Annotated in this window: 24 protein-coding genes and 1 pseudogene; 13 read left to right on the forward strand and 12 right to left on the reverse strand. The window is 73.4% G+C overall.

Annotated elements, in window-relative coordinates; translation table 11 throughout:
* Positions 1 to 34: 34 nt before the first annotated feature.
* Positions 35 to 1663 (reverse strand): monocarboxylic acid transporter, encoded by a 1629-nt coding sequence (locus ABTY20_RS18700; protein ID WP_351998101.1) that lies wholly within the window; start codon positions 1661 to 1663, stop codon positions 35 to 37.
* Positions 1660 to 2016 (reverse strand): DUF485 domain-containing protein, encoded by a 357-nt coding sequence (locus ABTY20_RS18705; RefSeq protein WP_351998102.1) that lies wholly within the window; start codon positions 2014 to 2016, stop codon positions 1660 to 1662. The genes ABTY20_RS18700 and ABTY20_RS18705 overlap by 4 nt, the downstream gene beginning before the upstream one ends.
* Before the next feature lie 266 nt (positions 2017 to 2282).
* On the opposite strand from ABTY20_RS18705, the gene ABTY20_RS18710 reads away from it, so the two are divergent.
* The 5 genes from ABTY20_RS18710 to ABTY20_RS18730 all read left to right on the forward strand — a co-directional run bounded on the left by ABTY20_RS18710 (position 2283) and on the right by ABTY20_RS18730 (position 9098).
* Positions 2283 to 3812, forward strand: coding sequence for a S8 family peptidase (locus ABTY20_RS18710; RefSeq protein ID WP_351998103.1), 1530 nt, complete (start codon positions 2283 to 2285; stop codon positions 3810 to 3812).
* Between the two features lie 64 nt (positions 3813 to 3876).
* Positions 3877 to 5409 (forward strand): S8 family peptidase, encoded by a 1533-nt coding sequence (locus ABTY20_RS18715; RefSeq protein WP_351998104.1) that lies wholly within the window; start codon positions 3877 to 3879, stop codon positions 5407 to 5409.
* Between the two features lie 67 nt (positions 5410 to 5476).
* Entirely contained in the window at positions 5477 to 6841 is a 1365-nt protein-coding gene (locus tag ABTY20_RS18720; protein ID WP_351998105.1) for a CoA transferase, read from the forward strand.
* A 189-nt stretch (positions 6842 to 7030) separates the two neighbouring features.
* Positions 7031 to 8008, forward strand: a complete 978-nt coding sequence (locus ABTY20_RS18725) for a CopD family protein (RefSeq protein ID WP_351998106.1) — start codon at positions 7031 to 7033, stop codon at positions 8006 to 8008.
* A 106-nt stretch (positions 8009 to 8114) separates the two neighbouring features.
* Positions 8115 to 9098, forward strand: coding sequence for a DEDDh family exonuclease (locus ABTY20_RS18730; RefSeq protein WP_351998107.1), 984 nt, complete (start codon positions 8115 to 8117; stop codon positions 9096 to 9098).
* A gap of 29 nt (positions 9099 to 9127) precedes the next feature.
* Here the strand turns inward: ABTY20_RS18730 and ABTY20_RS18735 are convergent, their stop codons facing one another.
* Positions 9128 to 9376 (reverse strand): metallothionein, encoded by a 249-nt coding sequence (locus tag ABTY20_RS18735; protein ID WP_351998108.1) that lies wholly within the window; start codon positions 9374 to 9376, stop codon positions 9128 to 9130.
* 115 nt (positions 9377 to 9491) lie between these two features.
* Between ABTY20_RS18735 and ABTY20_RS18740 the strand changes: the two genes are divergently transcribed.
* The 3 genes from ABTY20_RS18740 (at position 9492) to ABTY20_RS18750 (ending at position 12918) form a co-directional block, all read left to right on the forward strand.
* Positions 9492 to 10286 carry an SURF1 family cytochrome oxidase biogenesis protein gene (locus ABTY20_RS18740; RefSeq protein ID WP_351998109.1) on the forward strand — a complete coding sequence of 265 codons (795 nt, stop codon included), beginning with the start codon at positions 9492 to 9494 and terminating at the stop codon, positions 10284 to 10286.
* A gap of 90 nt (positions 10287 to 10376) precedes the next feature.
* A complete protein-coding gene (locus ABTY20_RS18745) occupies positions 10377 to 12158 on the forward strand; it encodes a glycoside hydrolase family 15 protein (RefSeq protein ID WP_351998110.1) in 1782 nt (593 codons plus the stop codon).
* 4 nt (positions 12159 to 12162) lie between these two features.
* A complete protein-coding gene (locus ABTY20_RS18750; RefSeq protein ID WP_351998111.1) occupies positions 12163 to 12918 on the forward strand; it encodes an SDR family oxidoreductase in 756 nt (251 codons plus the stop codon).
* 171 nt (positions 12919 to 13089) lie between these two features.
* On the opposite strand, the gene amaP is transcribed toward ABTY20_RS18750, so the two are convergent.
* The 5 genes from amaP to ABTY20_RS18775 are packed head-to-tail and all read right to left on the reverse strand — an operon-like array spanning position 13090 to position 15355.
* Positions 13090 to 13668, reverse strand: a complete 579-nt coding sequence (amaP, locus tag ABTY20_RS18755) for an alkaline shock response membrane anchor protein AmaP (protein WP_351998112.1) — start codon at positions 13666 to 13668, stop codon at positions 13090 to 13092.
* 2 nt (positions 13669 to 13670) lie between these two features.
* Positions 13671 to 14276, reverse strand: a complete 606-nt coding sequence (locus tag ABTY20_RS18760) for a DUF6286 domain-containing protein (protein ID WP_351998113.1) — start codon at positions 14274 to 14276, stop codon at positions 13671 to 13673.
* Positions 14273 to 14653: a hypothetical protein gene (locus ABTY20_RS18765; protein WP_351998114.1), complete on the reverse strand. Its 381-nt coding sequence runs from the start codon at positions 14651 to 14653 to the stop codon at positions 14273 to 14275. The genes ABTY20_RS18760 and ABTY20_RS18765 overlap by 4 nt, the downstream gene beginning before the upstream one ends.
* Positions 14650 to 14835 carry a hypothetical protein gene (locus tag ABTY20_RS18770; RefSeq protein WP_351998115.1) on the reverse strand — a complete coding sequence of 62 codons (186 nt, stop codon included), beginning with the start codon at positions 14833 to 14835 and terminating at the stop codon, positions 14650 to 14652. Before ABTY20_RS18770 ends, ABTY20_RS18765 begins: the two co-directional genes overlap by 4 nt.
* Before the next feature lie 25 nt (positions 14836 to 14860).
* The gene (locus tag ABTY20_RS18775; RefSeq protein ID WP_351998116.1) at positions 14861 to 15355 is read right to left on the reverse strand and encodes an Asp23/Gls24 family envelope stress response protein; all 495 of its coding nucleotides are present in this window, start codon (positions 15353 to 15355) and stop codon (positions 14861 to 14863) included.
* An 86-nt stretch (positions 15356 to 15441) separates the two neighbouring features.
* Here ABTY20_RS18775 and ABTY20_RS18780 point away from each other — a divergent pair, with 86 nt between their 5' ends.
* Positions 15442 to 16179 (forward strand): nucleopolyhedrovirus P10 family protein, encoded by a 738-nt coding sequence (locus tag ABTY20_RS18780; RefSeq protein WP_351998117.1) that lies wholly within the window; start codon positions 15442 to 15444, stop codon positions 16177 to 16179.
* 61 nt (positions 16180 to 16240) lie between these two features.
* A pseudogene (locus tag ABTY20_RS18785) lies at positions 16241 to 17735 on the forward strand (Tn3 family transposase); the annotation flags it as partial.
* Between the two features lie 33 nt (positions 17736 to 17768).
* On the opposite strand, the gene ABTY20_RS18790 reads toward ABTY20_RS18785, so the two are convergent.
* Positions 17769 to 18515: an AraC family transcriptional regulator gene (locus tag ABTY20_RS18790; RefSeq protein ID WP_351998118.1), complete on the reverse strand. Its 747-nt coding sequence runs from the start codon at positions 18513 to 18515 to the stop codon at positions 17769 to 17771.
* 52 nt (positions 18516 to 18567) lie between these two features.
* Here ABTY20_RS18790 and ABTY20_RS18795 point away from each other — a divergent pair, with 52 nt between their 5' ends.
* Both ABTY20_RS18795 and ABTY20_RS18800 read left to right on the forward strand, forming a co-directional pair.
* On the forward strand, positions 18568 to 19755 hold the full coding sequence (locus ABTY20_RS18795; protein WP_351998119.1) for an MFS transporter: 1188 nt from the start codon (positions 18568 to 18570) through the stop codon (positions 19753 to 19755).
* Between the two features lie 260 nt (positions 19756 to 20015).
* Complete coding sequence (locus tag ABTY20_RS18800; protein WP_351998120.1) at positions 20016 to 20939, forward strand: recombinase family protein; 924 nt, start codon at positions 20016 to 20018, stop codon at positions 20937 to 20939.
* Positions 20940 to 21086: 147 nt separating this feature from the next.
* Here the strand turns inward: ABTY20_RS18800 and ABTY20_RS18805 are convergent, their stop codons facing one another.
* The 3 genes from ABTY20_RS18805 to abc-f all read right to left on the reverse strand — a co-directional run bounded on the left by ABTY20_RS18805 (position 21087) and on the right by abc-f (position 24170).
* A complete protein-coding gene (locus ABTY20_RS18805) occupies positions 21087 to 21890 on the reverse strand; it encodes an enoyl-CoA hydratase/isomerase family protein (protein WP_351998121.1) in 804 nt (267 codons plus the stop codon).
* A gap of 105 nt (positions 21891 to 21995) precedes the next feature.
* Entirely contained in the window at positions 21996 to 22217 is a 222-nt protein-coding gene (locus ABTY20_RS18810) for a helix-turn-helix domain-containing protein (RefSeq protein WP_029385158.1), read from the reverse strand.
* A gap of 354 nt (positions 22218 to 22571) precedes the next feature.
* Entirely contained in the window at positions 22572 to 24170 is a 1599-nt protein-coding gene (gene abc-f, locus ABTY20_RS18815; protein ID WP_351998122.1) for a ribosomal protection-like ABC-F family protein, read from the reverse strand.
* A gap of 212 nt (positions 24171 to 24382) precedes the next feature.
* Here abc-f and ABTY20_RS18820 point away from each other — a divergent pair.
* Positions 24383 to 24585 (forward strand): VOC family protein (locus tag ABTY20_RS18820; protein ID WP_502991838.1); only part of this gene is annotated, 203 nt, incomplete at its 3' end.

Below are 24585 nucleotides of genomic sequence, written 5' to 3' on the forward strand. Positions count from 1 at the left end.
GGTCCGTGCGACGCGGCCGTCCGGAGCGGGTGGATCAGTGGGCGCCGGTGCCGGTCAGCGACCGGACCTCCAGCTCCGCGTACTTCTCGGCGTCCGGCTCCTCCTTGGACAGGACGGTGCCGAGCCAGCCCATCAGGAAGCCGAACGGGATGGAGATGATGCCCGGGTTCTTCAGCGGGAACCAGGCGAAGTCGACGTCCGGGAACATCGCCTTGGGGTCGCCGGAGACGACGGGCGAGAACAGCACCAGCCCGACGGCGACGATGAGACCGCCGTAGATCGACCACAGGGCGCCCTGGGTGGTGAACCGCTTCCAGAACAGGCTGTAGAGGATGGTCGGCAGGTTGGCGGACGCGGCGACCGCGAAGGCCAGGGCGACCAGGCCGGCCACGTTCAGGTCGCGGGCGAGGGCGCCGAGCGCGATGGAGACGATGCCGATGAGGACGGTCGCCCAGCGGGCCGCCCGCATCTCCTCCTTCTCCGTGGCCTGGCCCTTGCGGATGACGTTGGCGTAGATGTCGTGCGCGAAGGAGGACGAGGAGGCGAGGGTGAGTCCGGCGACCACGGCGAGGATCGTCGCGAAGGCGACCGCCGAGATGGTGGCGAGCAGGATCGCGCCCCAGGTCGAGTCGACGCCGCCCAGGTGCAGGGCGAGCAGCGGGGCGGCCGTGTTGCCGGACGGGTTCGAGGCGATGATCTCGTCCCGCGAGATGAGCGCCGCGGCGCCGAAGCCGAGCGCGATGGTCATCAGGTAGAAGCCGCCGATGATGCCGATGGCCCAGTTCACGGACTTACGGGCGGCCTTGGCGTTGGGCACCGTGTAGAAGCGGATCAGGATGTGCGGCAGGCCGGCGGTGCCGAGCACCAGGGCGATGCCGAGGGAGATGAAGTCCAGCTTGGTGGTGCCGTTCGCGCCGTACTGCAGGCCGGGCTCCAGGAAGGCCGCGCCCGCGCCGCTGTTGTCGGCGGCCTTGCCCAGCAGGTCGGAGATGTTGAAGTCGAACTTCAGCAGCACCAGGAAGGTGATCAGGAGGGTGCCGCCGATGAGCAGCACGGCCTTGACCATCTGGACCCAGGTGGTGCCCTTCATGCCGCCGATGGAGACGTACACGATCATCAGGACGCCGACGAGGGCGACGATGAGGACCTTGCCGGCGTCGGAGGTGATGCCGAGCAGCAGCGAGACGAGGACGCCCGCGCCCGCCATCTGGGCCAGCAGGTAGAAGATCGACACGACGATGGTGGAGGTGCCGGCCGCGGTGCGCACGGGGCGCTGGCGCATGCGGTAGGCGAGGACGTCGCCCATGGTGTAGCGGCCGGAGTTGCGCAGGGGCTCGGCGACCAGCAGGAGGGCGACCAGCCAGGCGACCAGGAAGCCGATGGAGTAGAGGAAGCCGTCGTAGCCGAAGAGGGCGATGGCGCCCGCGATGCCGAGGAAGGACGCGGCCGACATGTAGTCGCCGGAGACCGCGAGTCCGTTCTGGAAGGCGCTGAACTGGCGCCCGCCGGCGTAGAAGTCGGCGGCGTCCTTGGTCTGCCGGCCCGCCCAGACGGTGATGCCGAGGGTCGCGAGGACGAACAGCGCGAACAGCGTGATGATGAGCCCGCGGTGTTCGCTGGCCTCGTTCGCGGCGAGGGTGACATGGGTGATCGCGGGGCTCATGCGCCGCCCTCCATACGGGTCTTGATCGCCTCGGCCTTGGGGTCGAGCTTGGCGGCGGCGTGCCGGGAGTACCACCACGCGATGAGGAAGGTGGTGAGGAACTGCAGGACGCCGAAGACGAAGGCGACGTTGATGTGGCCGAACAGCTTGGTGCCCATGAAGTCGCCCGCGTAGTTGGAGAGCAGGACGTACAGCAGGTACCAGACGATGAAGGCGATGGTCAGCGGGAAGGCGAAGGAACGGTGGGAGCGGCGCAGTTCACCGAACTCAGCGCTCTCCTGCACCTCGGTGAACTCCTCGGGGGTGGGGAGTTTGCGTTGTTCCGTCGAGGGGGGCGGTGCTTCGGCGGCCACGGAGTCTCCTCGCGTTGCGGGTTGGTTCGGGTGGGGACGGAAGGTGAGTGTCCTCGCGCTTCCTGCCCAAGGGCACGGCGCCACGCGAGGACCGGTTCAACTGCCGGCGGTTCTTTTCCCATGGCGTTTTCCGAAGCCGTTTCCGGCGAAACATTGCTGACCAGCGAGAGCGCGGGATAGCTTCACCCTGCACCACCCCGTCATGTACCTGCCCGGACACCACCCGTGCTCGGGCCGGTTCCGTTTCCGGATGATGTGGAGACCCCATGGCTCATCTGCGTTCCAGACGTCGGCTCGCCCTCGCCGTGCCCGTCGCGCTCTCCCTGACCGTCTCGCTCGGCTTCCTGCCGGCGGCGGCCTCGGCGGCCCCGCAGACGGTGTCGGTCGAGCAGGCGGCGGACGCGCCCGCCCTGGCGTACGTCGTCAACACCAAGGCGGACCACCGCACGATCGCCTCGGTGAAGCGGGCGGTCGCCGCGGCCGACGGGAAGGTCGTCGTCACGTACGACAGGATCGGCGTGATCGTCGTCCACTCGGCCAACCCGGACTTCGGCAAGGAGATACGCAAGGCCCGCGGGGTCCAGTCCGCCGGCGCCACCCGCACCGCGCCGCTGACCGCGGCCGGGACGACGGACGAGGGCGCCGCCGACTACCTGAGCGCCGCCGAGGCCGCGCGGACGCGGTCCGCCTCGGCGGAGACCCCCGGCAGCGAGCCGCTCGAGGCCGACCAGTGGGACCTGCGGGCGATCGGCGCCGACAAGGCCGCGAAGATCAACCCGGGCAGCCGCAAGGTGACCGTCGCCGTCATCGACACCGGTGTCGACGACACCCACCCCGACCTCGCCCCGAACTTCTCCGCCGCCCAGTCGGCCAACTGCGTCGGCGGCAAGGCGGACACCAGCGAGGGGGCCTGGCGCCCGTACACGGACGAGGACTACCACGGCACGCACGTGGCCGGTGAGATCGCCGCGGCCCGCAACGGCGTCGGCGTCGCCGGTGTCGCGCCCGGCGTCAAGGTGGCCGGCATCAAGGTCAGCGACCCGGACAACGGCCTGTTCTACCCGGAGAACGTCGTCTGCGCGTTCGTGTTCGCCGCCGACCACGGCGTGGAGATCACGAACAACAGCTACTACGTCGACCCGTGGCTGTACAACTGCATGGACGACCCGGACCAGAAGGCGATCGTCGACGCGGTCAACCGCGCCCAGCTGTACGCCCAGAGGAAGGGCACGCTGCACCTCGCCTCGGCCGGCAACTCCAACCACGACCTGGCCTCCGACGCGATCGTCGACGACTCCAGCCCCAACGACACCACGCCGGGGACGCGCACCATCGACCCGAGCGAGTGCTACGACATCCCGACCCAGCTGCCGGGCGTCGTCACCGTCAGCGCGACGGGCGTGCAGAACCTGAAGTCGTACTACTCCACGTACGGCAAGGGCGTCGTCGACGTCGCCGCACCGGGCGGCGACCGCCGCTACCAGCTGCCGGACACGCCGTCGAAGGACGGCCGCATCCTGTCCACCATGCCGAACGGCGAGTACGCCTTCCTGCAGGGCACCTCGATGGCCTCGCCGCACGCCGCCGGCGTCGCCGCGCTGCTGAAGTCCGAGCACCCGCGGGCCACGCCCGCCCAGCTGCAGGCGCTGCTGAAGGCCCAGGCGAACAACCCGGGCTGTCCCGAGTCGTACGACCAGGACGGCGACGGCGTGCAGGACGCCACCTGCGAGGGCGGCAGCCGGGTCAACGGTTTCTACGGCTTCGGTGTCGTCGACGCCCTGCGCGCCGTCAAGTGACGCGCGCCGCCCCGTGCTCCCCGCCCTCCCGTACCACCGCACCCGCGAACGAACTGGAGACCCCATGACAGCGTCTCACCCGCGCCACCGCCGCGCGCTCGTCGTCCCCGCCGGGATGGCCATGGCGACGGCACTCGCCTTCCTGCCGCACACCACGGCCACGGCCGCCCCGGCCGACGCGCCGCGGGCCACGGCCTCCGCCGACGCGGCCCCGCTCAGCTACGTGGTCAACGTCAAGGGCGGACACGGCACGTCGGCGCACGTGAAGAAGGCGATCGGCAAGGCCGGCGGGACGATCGTGACGTCGTACGACAAGATCGGCGTCATCGTCGTCCACTCGTCGAACGCCGACTTCGCGAAGACCATCCGCACGGTGCGCGGGGTGCAGTCGGCCGGTGCCACCCGCAACGCGCCGCTGCCGTCGGCGGCCACCACGGACATGGGCACCCCGAAGGCGCTCAGCTCCTCCGAGATAGCCCGGGCCGAGTCCGCGGCGGCCGAGGGGCAGGACCCGCTCCAGGGCCTGCAGTGGGACCTGCCGGCCATCAAGGCGGACAAGGCCCACGAGAAGTCGCTGGGCAGCCACAAGGTGACCGTCGCCGTCATCGACACCGGCGTGGACGACACCCACCCCGACATCGCGCCCAACTTCGACCGGGCCGCGTCGGTCAACTGCGTGTCGGGCAAGCCGGACACCAGCGACGGCGCCTGGCGGCCGAGCGCCGAGGAGAGCCCGCACGGCACGCACGTCGCCGGTGAGATCGCCGCCGCGAAGAACGGCGTCGGCATGACCGGTGTCGCCCCGGGCGTGAAGGTGTCGGGCATCAAGGTGTCCAACCCGGACGGCTACTTCTACACCGAGGCCGTGGTGTGCGGCTTCGTGTGGGCTGCCGAACACGGGGTCGACGTCACCAACAACAGCTATTACACCGACCCCTGGTACTTCAACTGCACGGACGACCCGGACCAGAAGGCGCTCGTCGAGGCCGTCTCCCGGGCGTCGCGGTACGCGGAGCGCAAGGGCGCGGTGAACGTGGCCGCGGCCGGCAACGAGAACTACGACCTCGCGGCCGACGAGATCACCGACCCGTCCTCCCCGAACGACGGCACCCCGTCGGACCGGGTGGTCGACCCGTCCGAGTGCCTCGACATCCCGACCCAGCTGCCGGGTGTGGTGACGGTCGCGTCGACCGGCGCCAAGGGGCTGAAGTCGTCGTTCTCCAACTACGGCCGGGGAGTGATCGACATCGCCGCGCCCGGCGGTGACTCGACGAAGTACCAGACGCCTCAGGCGCCCGCCACCAGCGGCCTGATCCTGGGCACGCTGCCCGGCGGTTCGTGGGGCTACATGGCCGGCACCTCGATGGCCTCCCCGCACGTCGCGGGCGTCGCCGCGCTGATCAAGTCCACGCACCCGTACGCCTCGCCGGCGCTGGTGAAGGCCCTGCTCTACGCGCAGGCCGACGCCACCGCGTGCACGGACCCGTACGACATCGACGGCGACGGCAAGGTCGACGCGGTGTGCGAGGGCCCGAAGAACCGCAACGGCTTCTACGGCCGGGGCACGGCCGACGCGCTGGACGCGGTGACGCGGTAACCGCACGGAGCGTGGGCGGAGGGGGCCGGGCGTGATCGCCCGGCCCCCTCCGCGGCATAGTGCGCCCATGACCGATCTCGCATCCGTGTGGTCCGCCCTGGGCGGCGATCCCGCCCTCCTCGCGCGCGTGTCGGCCGTCGAACGGCCCGGTGCGCTCCCCTCCCGGCTGCCGGTGCGGGGGCCGGCGCGTGCCTGTGCGGGCGCGTGCGCGCTGGCCGCCGCCGAGCTGGGGGCGCGGCGGACGGGCGGCGGGGTGCCGGCGGTGCGGGTGGACGACGGGGCGGTGGCCACGGCGTTCGTCAGCGAACGGCACCTGCTGGTCGACGGGCGGGCCCCGGAGACGTTCGCGCCGCTGTCCCGGTTCTGGCGCACGGCCGACGGGTGGGTGCGCACGCACGCCAACTACCCGCACCACCGGGCCCGGCTGCTGTCCGCGCTGGGCGTGCCGGAGGACCCGGACGCGGTGGCCGCGGCGCTCGCGGAGCGGTCCGCGCGTGAGGTCGAGGAGACGGTGTACGCGGCCGGGGGTCTCGCCGTCGCCGTGCGGACGCCCGGGGAGTGGGCGGCGCACGCGCAGGGCGCGGAGGTGGCCGGGCGTCCCCTGGTGGAACGCGAGCGGCTGGACTCGGCCCCCGCGCGGGTGCTCGCCCCGGTGGGCCGGGACCCGCTGCTGCCCGCGGCGGGGCTGCGGGTGCTGGACCTCACCCGGGTGATCGCGGGCCCGGTCGCCACCCGCACGCTCGCCCTGCTCGGCGCGGACGTGCTGCGCCTGGACCCGCCGGGGCTGCCCGAACTCGCCGGCCAGCACGCCGACACGGGTTTCGGGAAGCGGTCGGCGCTGCTGGACCTCCCGGCCGGCCGGGAGGTGTTCGAGGAACTGCTCGCGACGGCGGACGTGGTGGTGACGGGGTACCGTCCGGGCGCCCTGGACCGCTTCGGACTGGCCCCCGGGGCGCTCGCCGGGCGGCGGCCGGGGGTGGTGGTGGCGCAGCTGTCGGCGTGGGGCGCGTACGGGCCGTGGGGTGACCGGCGGGGGTTCGACAGCCTGGTGCAGGCGGCCACGGGGATCGCGGCGGTGGAGGGGTCCCCGGAGGGGCGGCCGGGGGCGCTGCCGGCGCAGGCGCTCGATCACGGCACGGGGTACCTGCTGGCGGCGGGGGTGTTGCGGGCGCTCGGTGAGCAGGCGGAGGAGGGCGGGAGCCGGCTGGTGCGGGTGGCGCTGGCGCGGACGGCCGGGTGGTTGCTGGAGGGCGCGGTTCCCGGGCCCGCCGGGCCCTCCGGTGGCGTGCCCGCCGGACGGTGGCTCGCGGAGCGGGACAGTGCGCTGGGGAGGCTGCGGTACGCGCTGCCCCCGGTGACGTTCGAGGGCGGACCCCGTGACTGGGCGCGACCGCCCGGTCGCTGGGGGGCCGATCCGGCCCGGTGGGCCTGAGGGGCCGCGGGGGGCGTCCCGCCGGCGCCGGCGGGACACCGCCGCGCCCACCCGTGCCGCCCGGGGGCCTCCCGGGCCTTCTCGGGGCACTGGGGGGCGCCATTGCCCGCGGCCGCGACGGAACAGCCGCCTTCGCCCACGGACTTGCCCGGTTCTGTGCGCGCTTGTGAAGATCCTGGGGTGAGTCTCATGGAATCCAGGGCCGGGGCGGACCGGAGCGGGCCGGGACGGGCCGTCGCCGTGCTCGTGCTGGTGGGGGTGGGCGCGTCGATACCGCTGCTCGGTCCCTCGCCCGCGCTGCACGGCACCGGGGAGGCCGGCGCGCCCGGCAGCGGGGGCGTGGCCCTGTTGCGGACGGTGCTGTTCGCGGCGCTCTCCCTGTCCGTCGGCGAGCTGTTCGTGCGGCGACTGGCGCGTTCCGTGCCCGGCGCTCCCCCCGCCGCGCCCCGCGGCTGGTCCACCGCGGCGAACTCCGTCGGCTTCGTGGCCGCCCTCGGACTCGCCTGCGTCGTGGCCACCGGCAACCTGGTGCCCGGCGGCCTCGCCGACATCGACGTCGGCGGCCTCTACGGCTCCAGGGACGGCAGACTCGCCCTCCTGGAGGTCAACGCCTTCCTCGCGGCGGCCCTGTGCGCGGCGTCCGCCCGTCCCGGCACGCAGGGGTGGCCGCTGGCCGCGGTGATGGTCGCGGAGGCGCTGCGCGCCCATCCGACGACCGAGCACAGCCCGCTCGTCGGCTCCGGGCTGACCCTGGTGCACCTGGTCTGCGCGTCCCTCTGGGCGGGGGGCCTGCTGTACACGCTGCGCACCCTGCGGCTGTGGCGGCGGGCGGAGGCGGGCGCCGCGCTGCTGGGGCGCTACGCGCGCGTGGCGGCCGTCCTGCTCGCCGCCGTCACCGCGACGGGCGTGTGCAGTTCGCTGCGCCGGATGCCGCCGGAGACGGTCCTGGGGCAGCTGACGGACACGGCGTACGGACGGGTCCTGCTCGCCAAGGTGATCCTGACGGCCGGGGTCGCCGCCCTCGCCCTGTGGGCCCGGGTCCGGCTGGCCCGCGCGCAGGACCCGCTGACCGCGTGCTCCCCCGCGCGGGCGGAGCTGTACGCACTCGGCGTGGTGGTCGCGGTGTCGGGACTGCTGACGGCGCTCCCGGTGCCGATCCGCTGGTGAACGGGGTTTCCCGACTCGTACGGACATTCCCGGCGTCCGGACGCGCGGGCCGCGCGGGGGACCTGTCGGTCGGCGGTGTCGGTCCCGGCCCGTATCCTCGTGAACCATGCTCGATGACCTCACGACCGCAGCGTCCTCCCCCGTCCCGTGGCCGGCCGCGTATCCGCAGGGGTACGCGGTCGTCGACGTGGAGACCACGGGGCTGGCCCGGGACGACCGCATCATCTCCGCGGCCGTCTACCGGCTGGACGCGCGCGGCGAGGTCGAGGACCACTGGTACACGATGGTCAATCCGGAGCGGGACCCGGGCCCGGTGTGGATACACGGCCTGACGAGCGACGTGCTGGAGGGGGCGCCCCTCTTCCAGGACGTCGCCGAGGAGTTCGCCGCCCGGCTGGAGGGCCGGGTGCTGGTCGCGCACAACGCGGTCTTCGACTGGCAGATGATCGCCCGGGAGTACGCCCGCGCGCGGAGCGAGGCGCCGGTGAAGCAGCGGCTGTGCACCATCGCCCTCTCCAAGGAGCTGAGGCTTCCGCTGCCCAACCACAAGCTGGAGTCCCTCGCCGCGCACTTCGGTGTCGTCCAGCGGCGGGCGCACCACGCGCTGGACGACGCGCGCGTGCTGGCGGAGGCGTTCCGGCCCAGCCTGCGGGCCGCGGCGGCGGGCGGCGTGCGGCTGCCGCTGCTCGAGTGCCGGCCGCTGACCGAGTGGACGGACGGGCCCCGCACCGGGCAGCAGGCGGACCGGGGCGGCCACCGGCCGGCCGGTTGGCGCCCGTCCCGCAGGCGGCCCGCGTGCCCGTACCCCAACCCCGGGCGCTACGAACCGGGCGCGCGGCTCAAGCAGGGCATGCGGGTGGCGTTCTCCGGGGACACCTCGACCGAGCGGGACCTGCTGGAGGACCGCGCGACGGAGGCGGGCCTGCACGTCGCCACCAGCCTGTCCCGGCTGACCAGTCTCCTCGTCACCAATGATCCGGACTCGGGCACGTCCAAGGCGGTCAAGGCCCGGCAGTACGGCACTCCGGTCGTCGACGAGGCCGCGTTCGGCCAGCTGCTCGGGAACGTCGAACCCGCGTCGGAGGGCTGACGGGGACACCGGTGCGGCCGCGCGGACCCCTACGTCGGCGACCCCACCTTGTCGACGATGCCCGCCCTGCCCTCCGCGCGGGCGCAGTGGGCGCCGCAGTACCAGTGACCGTCGGCCTCGACGCCCTGGCCGATGATCTGCACCCGGCAGTGCTCGCAGATCGGGGCCATGCGGTGGATCGCGCAGGCGAACGAGTCGAAGACGTGACGGGCACCGTCCTGGGTCTCGACGGTGAACGCCAGCGCGTAGTCGTTCCCGCACACTTCGCAACGTGTCATAAACAGCATGGTCGGCCGCCGGAAGGGCGCTCGCAAACCGACGGCGCCGCGTCGGCCGGGTGCGGGGGACGTACCCGCATGAATGCGCCCCGCGGCCGGGTTGTACGGTCGTGGGGTGTACCGCTTCCTGTTGTCCCGCCAATGGGTGATCATCACCCTGGTCGCCCTGCTCCTCATCCCTACGATGATCAGGCTGGGCATATGGCAGATGGACCGCTACGAGGAGCGCGACGCCCGCAACCGGCTGGTCGCCGACGCGCTGGCCGCCGACCCGGTGCCCGTGGAGCGGCTGGCCTCCCCCGGGCACGCCGTGACCCGCGCCGAGCGGTACCGCACCGTGACCGCCGAGGGCCGCTTCGACACCGATGACGAGGTCGTCGTCCGCCGCCGCACCAACGCCGACGACCGGGTCGGCTTCCACGTCCTCACCCCCTTCGTCCTCGGTGACGGGAAGGTCCTGCTCGTCAACCGGGGCTGGATCCCCGCGGAGGCGGGCCGGACCGCGTTCCCCGAGATCCCCGCGCCGCCGCGCGGCGAGATCACCATCAAGGGCCGGCTGATGCCGGACGAGACGACCGAGGCGAGCGGCATCAAGGACCTCGAGGGCCTGCCGGACCGCCAGATCATGCTGATCAACAGCGAGCGGGAGGCGAAGCGCCTCGGCGCCCGGGTGCTCGGCGGCTATGTGGCGCAGACGGCGCCCGAGCCGAAGGACGGCACCCCGGAGCGGCTCGGCGACCCCGGCGAGGAGAACTCCGCGCTGAACTACGCCTACGCCATACAGTGGTGGCTGTTCGCGGCGGCGGTGCCGGTCGGCTGGCTGGTGCTGGTCCGCCGCGAGGCGCGGGAGCGGGCCCGGGCGGCGGCCGGGGAGACGGACGCCGAGGAGGCGCAGCCGGCGGCGGTGTAGCGGCCCCGGCCGGCGAGGAGGAGCACGGTCCGCCGCTTCCCCGGCCACGGTCCCGGATTGCCGCGGCGGACTGCCGGGCACCCGCACCCCGTGCATCGTATCGAGGACTACGCGCTCATCGGCGACGAGCAGTCCGCCGCCCTGGTGGGCACGGACGGCTCGGTCGACTGGCTCTGCCTGCCCCGCTTCGACTCGGCGGCCTGCTTCGCGCGGCTGCTGGGGGACGAGGAGAACGGGCACTGGCGCATCGCCCCGGTCGGTGCCGACCGGTGCGCCCGCCGTGCCTACCGCAAGGACACGCTGGTCCTGGACACCGAGTGGGAGACCCCCCGGGGAGCGGTACGGGTCACCGACCTGATGCCGCAGCGCCACCTCGCCCCGGACCTGGTGCGGATCGTGCGGGGCGTACGGGGCGAGGTGACCGTGCGCAGCACGCTGCGGCTGCGCTTCGACTACGGCTCGGTCGTGCCGTGGGTGCGCCGGGCGGACGGCCACCGGGTGGCGGTGGCCGGACCGGACTCGGCGTGGCTGCGCAGCGTCCCGGAGGTGGACACCCGGGGCGAGGACCGGGCCACCGTCTCGGAGTTCACGGTGCGGGAGGGCGAACAGGTCGCGTTCGTGCTCACCTGGCACCCCTCCCACGAGCCGCGGCCCCCGCTGGTCGACCCGTACTCCTCGCTGCGGCACAGCGTCGCGGACTGGCGCGCCTGGGCGGCCCGGTGCCGTTACGACGGCCCGCACCGGGACGCGGTCGTCCGGTCGCTGATCACCCTCAAGGCGCTCACCTACCGTCCCACCGGCGGCATCGTGGCCGCGCCCACCACCTCGCTGCCGGAGGAGCCGGGCGGGGTGCGCAACTGGGACTACCGCTTCTGCTGGCTGCGCGACTCCACGCTGACCCTGAACGCGCTGCTGGCCGCCGGGTACAAGGAGGAGGCGGAGGCCTGGCGCAACTGGCTGCTGCGCGCGGTCGCGGGCGATCCGGCGGACCTGCAGATCATGTACGGGCTCGCGGGCGAGCGGCGGCTGCCGGAGTTCGAACTGGCGTGGCTGCCCGGCTTCGGCGGCGCCGCGCCGGTACGGGTCGGCAACGACGCCGTGAACCAGCTCCAGCTGGACGTGTACGGCGAGGTCGTGGACTCCCTGGCGCTGGCCCGGCGTTCGGGGCTGTCCGTGCAGCCGGACGTGTGGGCGCTGCAGTCGGTGCTGCTGGACTTCCTGCGCACGGCGTGGCGGCAGCCGGACGAGGGGCTGTGGGAGGTGCGCGGCGGCCGGCGGCACTTCGTGCACTCCAAGGTGATGGTGTGGGTGGCCGCCGACCGCGCGGTGCGCGCCCTGGAGGAGTCCCCGGAGCTCGACGGGGACCTGGAGGGCTGGCGGGAGCTGCGCGACGAGGTGCACCGGGAGGTGTGCGAGAAGGGGTACGACCCCGCGCGGAACACCTTCACGCAGGCGTACGGCTCGCGCGAACTCGACGCGGCGCTGCTGCTGATCCCCCGGGTGGGCTTCCTGCCGCCCGACGACCCCCGGGTGCTCGGCACCATCGACGCGGTCCACGCGGAGCTGGGGCGGGACGGGCTCGTGCACCGCTACACGCCGGACGCCGACGCCGTCGACGGGCTGCCCGGCCGGGAGGGCACGTTCCTGGTGTGCTCGTTCTGGCTCGCGGACGCCCTGCACATGACCGGCAGGACCCGGGAGGCGCGCGAGCTGTTCGAACGGCTGCTGGGGCTCGCCAACGACGTGGGGCTGCTGGCGGAGGAGTACGACCCGGTGAGCGGGCGGCTGCTGGGGAACTTCCCGCAGGCGTTCAGTCACATCGGCCTGGTGAACACCGCTCTCGCCCTGTTCGGCGACGAGGGGGCAGGATAGGGCCATGGATCTTGGACTGAGGGACCGGGTGTACGTCGTCACCGGGGCGACCCGCGGGCTGGGCAACGCCGCCGCGCGGGAGCTCGTCGCCGACGGTGCGAAGGTGGTCGTCACGGGGCGGGAGGAGGAGTCCGTCGCCGAGGCGGCGTCCGCGCTGGGTCCGGACGCGGCGGGGGTGGCCGTCGACAACGCCGACCCGGAAGCGCCGGAGCGGCTGATCGCCACCGCGCGGGAGCGGTTCGGGCGCTTCGACGGCGTCCTCGTCAGCGTGGGCGGGCCGCCGCCGGGGTTCGTCGCCGACGCCACCGACGAGCAGTGGCGGACGGCGTTCGAGTCGGTGTTCCTGGGTGCGGTGCGGATGGCGCGGACGGCCGCGGCGGAGCTGGGTGCGGGGGGCGTCATCGGGTTCGTGCTGTCCGGTTCGGTGCACGAGCCGATTCCCGGGCTGACCATCTCCAACGGCCTGCGGCCGGGGCTGGCCGGGTTCGCGAAGTCGCTGGCGGACGAGCTGGGACCGCAGGGGATCCGGGTGGTGGGGCTGCTGCCCGGGCGCATCGACACGGACCGGGTGCGGCAGCTGGACGCGTTGTCCGCGGACCCGGAGGCCACGCGGCAGGCGGCGGAGTCGCGGATTCCGCTGCGGCGGTACGGGACGCCGGAGGAGTTCGGGCGTACGGCGGCGTTCCTGCTGTCGCCGGCGGCGTCGTACCTGTCCGGCGTGATGCTGCCGGTGGACGGGGGTTTCCGGCACGGGTTCTGACGCCGGGGCCGGCGGGCGTGCCGTGCCGGTACGGGCGGGGGAGGCCGCACGGCCCGGCGTCCACGGGATGCCTCCCGGGCCCTCGATGCGCCGGGGGGGGGGAGGCACGACCGCCCGCGGCAGAGGTACGGTACCGGGCCCCGCGAGACCGGCAGGATCCGGACGACGCCCCTAGGTCACTCGTTCCGGGCGGTGTCTCACCGCGTGCAGGCGGGTCTCCGTGGGGAGGGCGGGGAGGCCGGCCGAGTCGCGGGCGTGGGCGAGGGGGCCCTCGGCCAGGGCCCGCAGGGTGGTCCGGGGGTCGGCGTGGGGCCGCAGGTGGAGCAGGACGCGCGTTCTGGGGGTGCTGCGGCGGCCGGTGAGGAGGACGTGGGCCCGGTCCACGCCGTCCAGGCGGCTCGCCTCCTCGGCGAGGGCCTGTTCCAGCGCCCTCCCGCGCAGTGACGCGCCCTCGCCGTCCCCGGTGTCGAGCGGCACCTCGGCCGGACGTCGCCGGCGCACCACCGCGAGCAGCCACCACAGGGAGAGCAGGACCAGGACGGCGAGCACGGCGACGACGGCCGGCCACCACCAGCCCTCGTCCCGCCACCGGGTCCGCTCGGCGTCGTCCAGCAGCACGTCGTGCCGTCCGTCGTGCGGCCACCAGGAGGGCGCCGGCGCCCCCAGCCCGATCGCCAGCACGGATCCGCCGAGGACGGCCAGCACCAGCCCCGCCATCCCCAGCAGCACCCGGTTGACACCCTTGAGCACCGCTACCGCCCCTTCCGGCCGGGCCGCCGTACGCGCAGCGACAGCGAGGGCGGCCGGGCCAGACCCAGCCCCTCCACCGCGTCGTCGAGCACCGCGGTCAGGTCGGCGCGCACGTCGTCCGGGTCACGGAAGTGCGACACCGCACGGACGTCCGCCCGGGCACGTCCCACCCTGACCCGCACCGACCGCACCCCGGCCACCTCCAGGGCCCGGTCCCGCAGCACCATGGCGGCGGCGTCCCGGTGCAGGCCCGCGCGGACGTCGGGGTCCGTGGGGCGCATCGGGAGCAGGGCGCGCAGGCCGGGGGTCGCCGCGAGCAGCAGCAGCCAGAGCCCGAGGGCGGTGGCGGCGCCGGCGCCGGTCAGCACCCAGATGTCGTCCAGGGGCCGTCCGGCGAGCTGCCGGGCCAGTTCCCGGCGCCAGCCCGGCGCGGGACGACGGGCCCGTACGGCGACGACGTCGTACAGGAACGCCCCCGCGGCCAGCAGGATCAGCAGCGCGACCAGACCCGCGGGGGCCCGGCGGGCCGACCAGAGGCGCCGGTGTCCGCCGGGCCTCCGGGCGGGCGGCGTGCCCTCCTCCGGGGCCGTGTCCCCGGGTCCGCTCATCGGGTCCGCTCCCCGGCCGCTTCCCGTGCGGCCGCCAGGTGCAGCCGTTCCACCAGGACGACGACCTCCGGCACGTGCATCCCCGTCAGGGAGCGCACCCGGTCGACCACCCGGCGCCGCACCCGCGCGCACCGGCCGCCGATGTCGCCGGGGTAGCCGAGTTCGACGTGCACCCGGACCCGGACCGCCTCGTGGCGCACGACCACCGTGGCGTGCGCGGGGGCGGCGCCCGGCGGCAGGGGGCCGATCGCCTCGCGGGCCGCCCGGGAGGCGATCTTCGCGACCACCCGGTCGGCGATCCTGGTCGCGCCGCGCTCGCCCGCCGCGACGGCGGCCGGGCCCCGGCCGGGCTCGACGGCCGTGCCCACCGCCGTCACCGCCGCCGTTCGTCACGGGCCCGGAGGAAGTCGCCGGGTTCCAGGTCCCCCTCGAGGAACCGCCCGACGACGAACCCGACGGCGCCCAGGGCGGCCACCAGCAGAAACGCCCCGAATCCGCCGAAGTATCCGGCGAATCCCAACGCCATGCCGACGATCATGCCGACCACGGCCGTGTTCATGGTGTACTCCTCCGCTCACCGGGTCTCACTGGATGCGGGTCTCCGGCTCCTCGTCCTCCTCCTCGGGCAGCTTCACGTCGCTCACCGCGATGTTGACCTCGACGACCTCCAGTCCGGTCATCCGCTCGACCGCCGCGACGACGTTCTCCCGCACGGCCCTGGCGACGTCGGCGATGGACACCCCGTAGTCGACGACGATCTCCAGGTCGAGCGCGGTCTGCACCTCGCCGACCTCGGCCTTCACCCCGCGCGTCGCCGACTTCGAGCCGCCGGGCACCCGGTCGCGCACGGCGCCGAAGGTCCGTGACAGGCCGCTGCCCATGGCGTGCACGCCGAGCACGTCCCGCGCGGCCAGCCCCGCGATCTTCTCCACCACGCCGTCGGCGATGGTGGTGCGGCCGCGGGTCGCGGGGTCACCGCCGCCGCGCCGGGTTCCCCGGTCCCTGCGGGGGGCGGTCTCCAGGAGGTTCTTCTCCGGGTCGGGGGCCCGTACCGAGCCGCCCTCGGTCATGTCGGTCATCGCCGTGCGTCCCTTCGGTCGTCCTCCACCGACCACGGTATGCGCGGTTGCCCGGTACCGCGCAGGGGATGCGTCAGGCTGGAGGAATGACGGCGGACCGGTGGGCTCGGGCGGTGCGGCAGCGGGTGGGGCTGGGCAGGATCCTGGCCCTGGGAGAGCCGTGCGACGGCGCGTGGATCGCGGAGCGGGCGGCGGAGGCGGTCCTGCGGCGCACGGTGGCGCGGGAGGCGCCGGACGTACGGCTGGACGGTGTGCGGATCGGGCTCGTCGACGCGCAGGAGGCGGCGGAGGCGGTCGTACCGCCTCCGCCGGGCGCGCTGCCGCCGGGGGCGTTGCGGCTGACCGCCGGGTTCGCGGCCGCGGCGGCGCGGCCGGTACCGGTGACGGCGGCGCGTCTGCGGGCGGTGCTGGCCGAAGCGGCGGTGGAAGGGATCGGGCTGTCCGTCGCGGAGGTGGATCTGCGGGTGACGGAGCTGCTGGACGCGGAGCCCGGGCCGGAGGCGGCGCCGGGGCGGGGTGCGGCGCCGCGGCGGGAGCGGGCGTCCGGGCCGGCGGTTCCGGGGGACCCCGAGGCGGGGCGTGTCGCCGCGGCGGCGCTCGGGGTGGCGGGGGTGAGCCGGCTGACGGAGGTGCTGGGGCAGTCGGTCCGGCTGACCGGGGAGCCGGGGCGGGGCGCGGCCCTGCCCCGCCGTCACGCGCGCGTGGACCTCGCGGTCGTGGCGGACGCCCGTGCTCTCGACGTGGCCCGGGAGGTTCGGGCGGCGGTGGCGTCCGTGCTCCCGGACGGGCCCACGGTGGCCGTGCTGATCACGGCGGCCGACTGACCGGGGCCGCCCCGGCCGTCCGGAGGCGGTGTATGCCAACCCCGCTCTGCCGCAGGGCGCGGTGGACCGGGACGCGTACGTGGTGTGCGTACCGGAGCAGCTGCGCCGGGCCCTGAACAACCGCGACGTCTTCGCCTCGCCCTCGCGCCGCTGGTCCAACCCGCGCGCCTGCCTGCTGTACGGCCCGACTGGGACGCGGTCGAGGAGGACGTCCTGGCGGCCCTGAGCCTGGACATGCCCGCCACCGAGCACTTGGCGGAGCTGGCGCGGGGCCTGGACGCCGGATGGAAGCAGCTCGCGACACGCCTGGAAGAAGCAGGGCCGGCGGCGAAGGTCTCCATCGAGGTGCAGGACGACGGGCGGGTGAAGCTGAACGTCGACAAGCTCGACGCCCTCGGCGAACCGAAGTCCCTGACCTGGCTGCGCCGGCGGGTCGAGAAGATGCTCCCGAAGGCCGACCTGCCGGACCCGCTGTTCGAGGTGAACGCCTGGACCGGCTTCCTCGACGCGTTCGTGCACCTCGGGGACGGCAAGACCCGGATGAAGGACCTGCCCACCCCGGTGGTCGCGCTGCTGGTGTCCGAGGCGTGCAACATCGGCCTGGCCCCGGTGGTCAACCCCGGCTACGAGGCCCTGACCCGGGCCCGGCTCGTGCACGTCGACCAGTACTGCCTGCGCGCCGGCACCATCGCCGCGGCGAACGCAGCTCTCATCACCGCCCAGGCCGGCATCCCGATCGTGCGCCGCTGGGGTGACGGGCTGCTCGCCTCCGTGGACGGACTGCGCTTCCAGGTGCCGGTGCGCACCGTCAACGCCGCCCCGTCGCCGAAGTACTTCGGCTTCAAGCGCGGCATCACCTGGCTCAACGCCGTCAACGACCAGGTCGCGGGCATCGGGCAGATGGTCGTCCCCGGTACCCCGCGCGACTCCCTGCACATCCTGGACGCCCTGCTGAACCTCGACGGCGGCGTGAAGCCGGAGACGGTGGCGACCGACAACGCCTCGTACTCCGACATGGTGTTCGACCTGTTCAAGATCCTCGGCTACAACTTCAGCCCGCGGTTCCGCGACCTGGACGACCAGCGGTTCTGGCGGGCCACGATGCCCGGCGTCACCACCGGCACGTACGGCGTGGCGGAGGACCTGGCCCGCAACCGCGTGCGCCTGAACAAGGTGATCACGCACTGGCCGGACATGCTGAAGGCCGCCGGTTCCCTGGTCACCAACCAGGTCCGCGCCTACGACCTGCTGCGCATGTTCGGACGCGAGGGGCGCCGACGCCGCTCGGGGCGGCGTTCGCCGAGTACGGGCGGATCGCCAGGGCCGAGCACCTGCTGCGGGTGGTCGACCCGGTGGACGACACCTACCGCCGGCAGATGAACCGCCGGCTCACCGTGCAGGAGTCCCGCCACAAGCTCGCGAGGGACGTGTGCCACGGCAAGCGCGGCACCATCCACCAGGCGTACCGCGACGGCATGGAGGACCAGCTCGGCGCGCCCGGCCCGGTCCTCAACACCATCGTGCTGTGGACCACGAAGTACATCGCCGCCGCCGTCGCCCACAGGGCTAGGCCCTGTCCGCCGACCGGGTCAGGTGCTGGGGCGGGTACCGGGGGTATGGCCGAAGGTACGGCGGAAGACGTCGATGAAGCTGCTGGCGGATGACCAGCCGCAGCGGTGGGCGACGGTGGTGACGGGGGTGCCGTCGGCCAGGAGGATCAGGGCGTGATGGAGCCTGATCTGGGTGCGCCACTGGGGGTACGTGAGGCCGAGGTCGTCGCGGAGGCGGCGCGAGAGAGTGCGTGCGCTGGCGCCGATCTGACGTCCGAGGTCGTCGAGGGAACGGTTGTCGGCCGCGTCGGCGTGCAGAATCTCGTGCAGTTCGCGGAGCAGGGGGTCGGTGGGGACCGGCAGGTGCAGGGGCTGTTCAGAGGAGAGGACGAGCTGGTCGAGCATGACAGCGCGCAGGCGACGGTGGGGTGGGCTGTCGTCGGCGGGGTCGCGGGTGTGGGCGACGATGAGCTCGCGCAGGAGGGGACTGACGGTAAGGACGGCGGGTTCGTCCAGGCCGAGGGGGTTGTCGGTGATGGGCAGGCCGACGAGGTGGAGATCGAGTTCGCCGTGGGCCTGGTGCTGATGGACGGTGCCGGCGGGGATCCAGAGCGCGCGGGTGGCGGGGGCGATCCAGGAACCGGCGTCGGTGGTCACCGCGATAGCGCCCCGGCCGGCGTACACGATCTGGTGGTCGTCATGGCGGTGCGCGTCGATCTCTCCGCCGGAGACCAGGCGCTGGGTCCGGGTCGGCGCAACGGATTCGTGGCGGATTTTCTGCATCATCTGTCAATCTACCGAAAGCGCGACACTAGGTGCTTCTCCCAGGATGGGTGGGGTGCAAAGGAATACATCGATCTCCCTGCTGGCCGTGGGACACGCCTGCGTCGACATCTACCAGGGTGCCGTCGCGGCACTCATCCCGTTCTTCGTGGCCGAACGGGACTACACCTATGCAGTCGCCTCCGGCATCGTGCTGGCCGCGTCCCTGCTGTCATCGGTGGCCCAGCCGGTGTTCGGCGCACTCACCGACCGGTGGGCGATGCCGTGGCTGCTGCCGGTCAGCACCCTGCTGGGCGGGGTGGGCATCGCGCTCAGCGGCCTGAGCGGCTCCTACGGCCTCACCCTGTTCTTCGTCGCCGTCTCCGGCATCGGCGTGGCCGCCTACCACCCGGAGTCGGCCCGCGTAGCCCGGCTGGCCAGCGCGGGCAGTCACAGCGCGATGGGCTGGTTCTCCCTCGGCGGCAACATCGGCTTCGCGCTCGCCCCGCTCATGGTCGCGGCCGCGATCGGACACGGCTCTTTGCACTGGACACCCGTCCTCGTCCTCCCGGCGCTCGCCGGCGCCGCCCTGTGCGTGCCCGTGCTCCGGATGCTCGCCCGGCCCGAGGCCGGGACGGCCAAGACCGAGACGCCGCGGGGCGCCGATGATGTGGCGTCGTTCATGAAGCTGTCCCTGGCGGTCGTCTTCCGTTCCATCGTCTTCACCGGCCTGAGCACCTTCATCTCCCTCTACGCCCAGCAGCGCATGCAGGGCAGCACCACCGCGGGCACCGTCGCCCTGTTCCTGCTGTTCCTGGGCGGTGCCGTCGGCTCGGTCGTGGGCGGATCGCTGGCCAACCGCTACGACCGCGTCCGCGTCTCGCGCTGGTCCTACCTGCTCTCCATCGCCGCCGTCACCGGAGTGGTCTACGCACCCGGCCCGGCCATGTTCCTCTTCGTGGCCCTCACCTCAGCCGGCCTGTACGTCCCCTTCTCCCTCCAGGTCACCCTCGGCCAGGACTACCTGCCCTCCCACATCGGTACCGCCAGCGGCGTCACCCTCGGCCTCACCGTCAGCATCGGCGGCCTCATCAGCCCCCTGCTGGGACACCTCGCCGACACCACCTCCCTGAAGACCGCCCTCACCCCCCTGATCGCCATGCCCGCCCTGAGCTGGCTCCTCTTCCGCGTCCTGCCCGAACCCACCGCACCCAAGCCCCAAGCTGCCGCACCCGTGCCCGCATCCGCACGGCAAGACGCGTAGAACCGCACAGATCAATGTGCATACACAAGGCCCGCGTGGCGGACGAGGGCGTGCCCGGACTCCACGAGGGCCGAACGGCCGGATCAAGCCTCGCCCCCCTGTCGGCAAACGGTCGTTTGCCGACAGGGGGCAGGCGCGTCCAATGAGCCCGTGCGATCCGGGGGTTCGCGGCAGCGGGAATCCCATCGGATCCGTTGGTGATCGCTGACAGGGTTCGGCGACAGACGGGGTCCGATCCTCCGTACGGAAGGGGCCCTTCGGTGGCGGACCTGGTCCATAAGCGGGTTTCGACCGATCAGCAGTCCACCGCCCGGCAGAACCCCGTCCTGGACGAGGCCGGGATCGAGGACGCGGTCGTCTTCGAGGAAGAACCGGGGACCTCCAGCCGCCTCCACCCCCTCCAGCGGCCGAAGTTCCGCGCGCTCCTCGACTACGCCCGGCCGGGCGACACCGTGCACATCTCCGAGATGCTCCGCCTCGTGCGCGGCACCGACCACATCCTCGACGTGCTCGACGTCCTCCACCGTGACCGTCTCGCGCTGCGCATCCACGACGGCGCGTTCTCCGCGATGGACCTCACCGCTCGCCACCCGCGCACCGGCGAGCTGCTGTCCGCCGTGAAGTTCATGGTGCAGACCCTCGCCGCCGCCGGCGAACTCCAGCGCGACCTCCAGCGCGAGCTGGCCTACGACGGGCTGCGCGCCGCCGGGGCCAAGGGCAACAAGGGCGGGCGCCGCCCCGCGGTGGCGGCCTCGAAGACCGACGACGTACGCACCGCGTACCTGGAAGGGCGCTCCATCGCAGCCCTCGCCCGCGCGTACCGGGTCAGCCGCGGCGCCGTCCGCACGGCCGTCGCCGGCCTCCTGCCCGACCACACCGTCAACGAGGAAGACGCGCCCGCCCCGGAGCTGCCGGTCACCCTCGACATGCCGGGCAAGGTCGCCAACCACCTCCGCACCACGGAGTTGGAGCCCGCCGAGCGTGCGGCGCTCGACCAGGGGGTGACCGTACGGCGCGGCCAGGGCTGCACCCTGCGCGTCAGCGCCGTCCCCGCCGTACACCGAGGGCTCCTCGCCCGCTGCCAGCCTCTCGACGGCGGCCAGGGCCTCCCCGCAGTCCCGGCCCAGCGCAAGGCCCGCCGCGAGTACGAGAACCGGGTCGGCGCACCCGCGCCCCGACCATGATCGGTCTCACCGATAACCGCTGCACCGATGTTCCCCGAGGCCGGCCTCCCCGGTGCCCGCCCTCCCCCATCCCTCGGCTTCGCCCGAGCGGAAGGCACCGGGGAGGCACGACTGCCCTCGGGGCGGTGCGGGGGAGCGTGACCGGGGCTATTCGCCCAGGCCGGCCAGGTCGCGGAGACGGCGGGTCTGGGCGGCGCGCTCCGCGGCGCGCTGCTCGTCGTAGGTGCGGTCCCGGGCGCCGCGGAGCAGGTTCTTGGTCTCGATGACGGCGTCGCGGGGGGCCGCCAGCAGGGCGGCGGCCAGGTCCCGGACCGCCGCGTCCAGGTCGGCCGCGGGCACGGCGAGGTTGGCGAGGCCGGTGTTCACGGACTCCTCGGCCGTGACGAAGCGCCCGGTCGCGCAGATCTCCAGCGCGCGGGCGTAGCCGACGAGGCCGACCAGGGGGTGCGTGCCGGTCAGGTCGGGGACGAGACCCAGGCCGGTCTCGCGCATGGCGAACTGCACGTCGTCCGCGACGACGCGCAGGTCACAGGCGAGGGCCAGCTGGAAGCCGGCCCCGATGGCGTGTCCCTGGACAGCCGCGATCGACACGATGTCGCTGCGCCGCCACCAGGTGAACGCCTCCTGGTACTCGGCGATGGTCGCGTCCAGCGCGGCGTCGTCACGGCGCGCGAGGTCGACGAACGACGGCTCGCCCTCGATCCCCTCGGGCGAGAGCATCCGCCGGTCGAGCCCGGCGGAGAAGGACTTGCCCTCCCCGCGCAGCACCACGACCCGGACGGAGCCGGGCAGCAGCCGGCCCGCCTCGGTCAGCGCGCGCCACAGGGCGGGGCTCTGCGCGTTGCGCTTGGCCGGATTGGTCAGCGTCACCGTGGCGATCGCGTCGTCGACGGTGAGCCGTACGCCGTCCTTGTCGAGTGCGGGACCGAGGTCCTGGGCGGACGAAGCCATGGGGCGCCTCCGATGGGTGCGGTCAGTCAAGTGACTGCACAGTAACCACCCGGCCGGCCATCTGCCCGACCGGGTGGCCACCATCGGAACGGTGGACGCCCGGGGTCAGGCCGAGGGGGCCTTCTTGCCCCGTGTCGCCCCGCCACGCCCTCGCAGCGTGACGCCCGACTCACTGAGCATGCGGTGCACGAAGCCATACGAGCGGCCGGTCTCCTCGGCCAACGCCCGGATGCTCGCACCGGCGTCGTACTTCTTCTTCAGGTCTGCCGCGAGCTTGTCGCGCGCGGCGCCGGTCACCCGGCTGCCCTTCTTCAGAGTCTCGGCCACCCGTGCCTCCTCATGGGAAGTGCGCTCTGGTCTCCTCATGATCACCCCTCCCGGCCCTCATGGCCACCCATTCGGCAAGGTCCGTGAGACAAGGTTGTGACGACGGGAGCACGTCCCCACATGCGGAATAAGGCATTCCACAGTGTGTCGGCGGTACCCCCGAACGGGTTCTCCCACAAAGCGGCAGGTCAGAAAGGCGCGACGGCCGAGCCCCGGTTCACCGGGGGCCCGGCCGCGAAAAGCGTGTAGGACACACCTCGTGATGAGGAGATCTCACACGAATGATGGATCACCGATGGGCCGAATGATCCATACGCGGTGGATCACCTCTTCGGACGGCCCGCCCGGCTCCTCTCAGGCGAGGGCGACCAGGTCCGCGTAGTCGGCGCCCCACAGGTCCTCGACGCCGTCCGGCAGCAGGATGATCCGCTCCGGCTGGAGCGCCTCGACGGCGCCCTCGTCGTGCGTGACGAGGACGACCGCGCCCTTGTACGTGCGCAGCGCGCCGAGGATCTCCTCGCGGCTGGCCGGGTCGAGGTTGTTGGTCGGCTCGTCGAGGAGCAGCACGTTGGCGGAGGAGACCACCAGGGTCGCCAGCGCCAGACGGGTCTTCTCACCGCCGGAGAGGACACCGGCCGGCTTGTCCACGTCGTCGCCGGAGAACAGGAACGAACCGAGCACCTTGCGGACCTCGACGAGGTCCATGTCGGGCGCGGCGGAGCGCATGTTCTCCAGGACCGTGCGGTCGGGGTCGAGGGTCTCGTGCTCCTGGGCGTAGTAGCCGAGCTTGAGGCCGTGGCCGGGGACGACGGCGCCGGTGTCGGGCTGTTCGACACCGCCCAGGAGGCGCAGCAGGGTCGTCTTGCCGGCGCCGTTGAGGCCGAGGATGACGACCCGGGAGCCCTTGTCGATGGCCAGGCTGACGTCGGTGAAGATCTCCAGGGAGCCGTACGACTTCGACAGGCCCTCGGCCATCAGCGGGGTCCTGCCGCAGGGCGAGGGCTCCGGGAAGCGCAGCTTGGCGACCTTGTCGGACTGGCGGACCTCCTCCAGCCCGGACAGCAGCTTCTCCGCGCGGCGGGCCATGTTCTGCGCGGCGACCGTCTTGGTGGCCTTGGCGCGCATCTTGTCGGCCTGCGCGTTGAGCGCGGCGGCCTTCTTCTCGGCGTTCTGCCGCTCGCGCCGGCGGCGCTTCTCGTCGGCCTCGCGCTGCTGCTGGTAGAGCTTCCAGCCCATGTTGTAGACGTCGATGGTGGCGCGGTTGGCGTCCAGGTAGAACACCTTGTTCACCACCGTCTCGACCAGGTCGACGTCGTGGGAGATCACGATGAAGCCGCCGCGGTAGGTCTTGAGGTAGTCGCGCAGCCAGGCGATCGAGTCGGCGTCGAGGTGGTTGGTCGGCTCGTCGAGGAGCAGGGTGTCCGCGTCGGAGAACAGGATGCGGGCCAGTTCGACGCGGCGGCGCTGACCGCCGGAGAGGGTGTGCAGGGGCTGGCCGAGCACCCGGTCGGGCAGGTTCAGTGCGGCGGCGATGGTGGCGGCCTCGGCCTCGGCGGCGTACCCGCCCTTGGTGAGGAACTCGGTCTCCTGGCGCTCGTACTGCCGGAGCGCCTTCTCCCGGGTGGCGCCCTGGCCGTTGGCGATGCGCTGCTCGTTGTCGCGCATCTTGCGGATCAGCGCGTCGAGGCCGCGCGCGGAGAGGATGCGGTCGCGGGCGAGGACGTCGAGGTCACCGGTGCGGGGGTCCTGCGGGAGGTAGCCGACCTCGCCGGAGCGGGTGACGGTGCCGCCGGCGGGGATGCCCTGGCCGGCGAGGACCTTGGTGAGGGTGGTCTTGCCCGCGCCGTTGCGGCCGACGAGGCCGATGCGGTCGCCCTTGGCGACGCGGAAGGTGGCGCTTTCGATGAGGACGCGGGCACCGGCGCGCAGCTCGATGCCGGAGGCGGAGATCACGGACAGACTCCTGGGCGGGTGTGGGGTGGCGGTGGACGGCTGAGGGCGTTCCCGCCGTCTAATGCGCGAGGAGAATGGCCATGCGAGCCATTCTAACGGGGCCGTGCAACCGCTTTTCCGCCCGCGGACGCGCCCGGTCACCGTCGGTGGCCGGCCCCGCACCGCACGCCGTCCGGACGTTCGGCGCGCGCCGGGCACCGGGAGTGACCGTCATGGCGGGCGCGGGCCCGGCCGGGGTGTGCGTCGTCGTGGACGACGCCGACGCACACCACCGCCGTGCGGTGGGCCGGGGCGCGGAGATCCCGATGCCCCCGACGGGCCGGGACCACGGCTCCCGCGACCACCCGGCCCGCGACCTCGAGGGCGAGGCCCGGGGCTTCGGTGCGTACGCGCCCGGGCGGGGGCCCGAGGCCCC

It is taken from the genome of Streptomyces sp. NPDC126497, assembly GCF_040302425.1.
Taxonomy (GTDB): Bacteria; Actinomycetota; Actinomycetes; order Streptomycetales; family Streptomycetaceae; genus Streptomyces.

What these genes read in the sequence shown, in the direction of transcription:
- ABTY20_RS18700 (WP_351998101.1), bottom strand. Translation starts at nt 1,663, where the DNA reads ATGAGCCCCGCGATCACCCATGTCACCCTCGCCGCGAACGAGGCCAGC.
- ABTY20_RS18710 (WP_351998103.1), top strand. Translation starts at nt 2,283, where the DNA reads ATGGCTCATCTGCGTTCCAGACGTCGGCTCGCCCTCGCCGTGCCCGTC.
- ABTY20_RS18715 (WP_351998104.1), top strand. Translation starts at nt 3,877, where the DNA reads ATGACAGCGTCTCACCCGCGCCACCGCCGCGCGCTCGTCGTCCCCGCC.
- ABTY20_RS18720 (WP_351998105.1), top strand. Translation starts at nt 5,477, where the DNA reads ATGACCGATCTCGCATCCGTGTGGTCCGCCCTGGGCGGCGATCCCGCC.
- ABTY20_RS18725 (WP_351998106.1), top strand. Translation starts at nt 7,031, where the DNA reads ATGGAATCCAGGGCCGGGGCGGACCGGAGCGGGCCGGGACGGGCCGTC.
- ABTY20_RS18730 (WP_351998107.1), top strand. Translation starts at nt 8,115, where the DNA reads ATGCTCGATGACCTCACGACCGCAGCGTCCTCCCCCGTCCCGTGGCCG.
- ABTY20_RS18735 (WP_351998108.1), bottom strand. Translation starts at nt 9,376, where the DNA reads ATGACACGTTGCGAAGTGTGCGGGAACGACTACGCGCTGGCGTTCACC.
- ABTY20_RS18750 (WP_351998111.1), top strand. Translation starts at nt 12,163, where the DNA reads ATGGATCTTGGACTGAGGGACCGGGTGTACGTCGTCACCGGGGCGACC.
- ABTY20_RS18760 (WP_351998113.1), bottom strand. Translation starts at nt 14,276, where the DNA reads ATGAGCGGACCCGGGGACACGGCCCCGGAGGAGGGCACGCCGCCCGCC.
- ABTY20_RS18770 (WP_351998115.1), bottom strand. Translation starts at nt 14,835, where the DNA reads ATGAACACGGCCGTGGTCGGCATGATCGTCGGCATGGCGTTGGGATTC.
- ABTY20_RS18775 (WP_351998116.1), bottom strand. Translation starts at nt 15,355, where the DNA reads ATGACCGACATGACCGAGGGCGGCTCGGTACGGGCCCCCGACCCGGAG.
- ABTY20_RS18780 (WP_351998117.1), top strand. Translation starts at nt 15,442, where the DNA reads ATGACGGCGGACCGGTGGGCTCGGGCGGTGCGGCAGCGGGTGGGGCTG.
- ABTY20_RS18790 (WP_351998118.1), bottom strand. Translation starts at nt 18,515, where the DNA reads ATGATGCAGAAAATCCGCCACGAATCCGTTGCGCCGACCCGGACCCAG.
- ABTY20_RS18805 (WP_351998121.1), bottom strand. Translation starts at nt 21,890, where the DNA reads ATGGCTTCGTCCGCCCAGGACCTCGGTCCCGCACTCGACAAGGACGGC.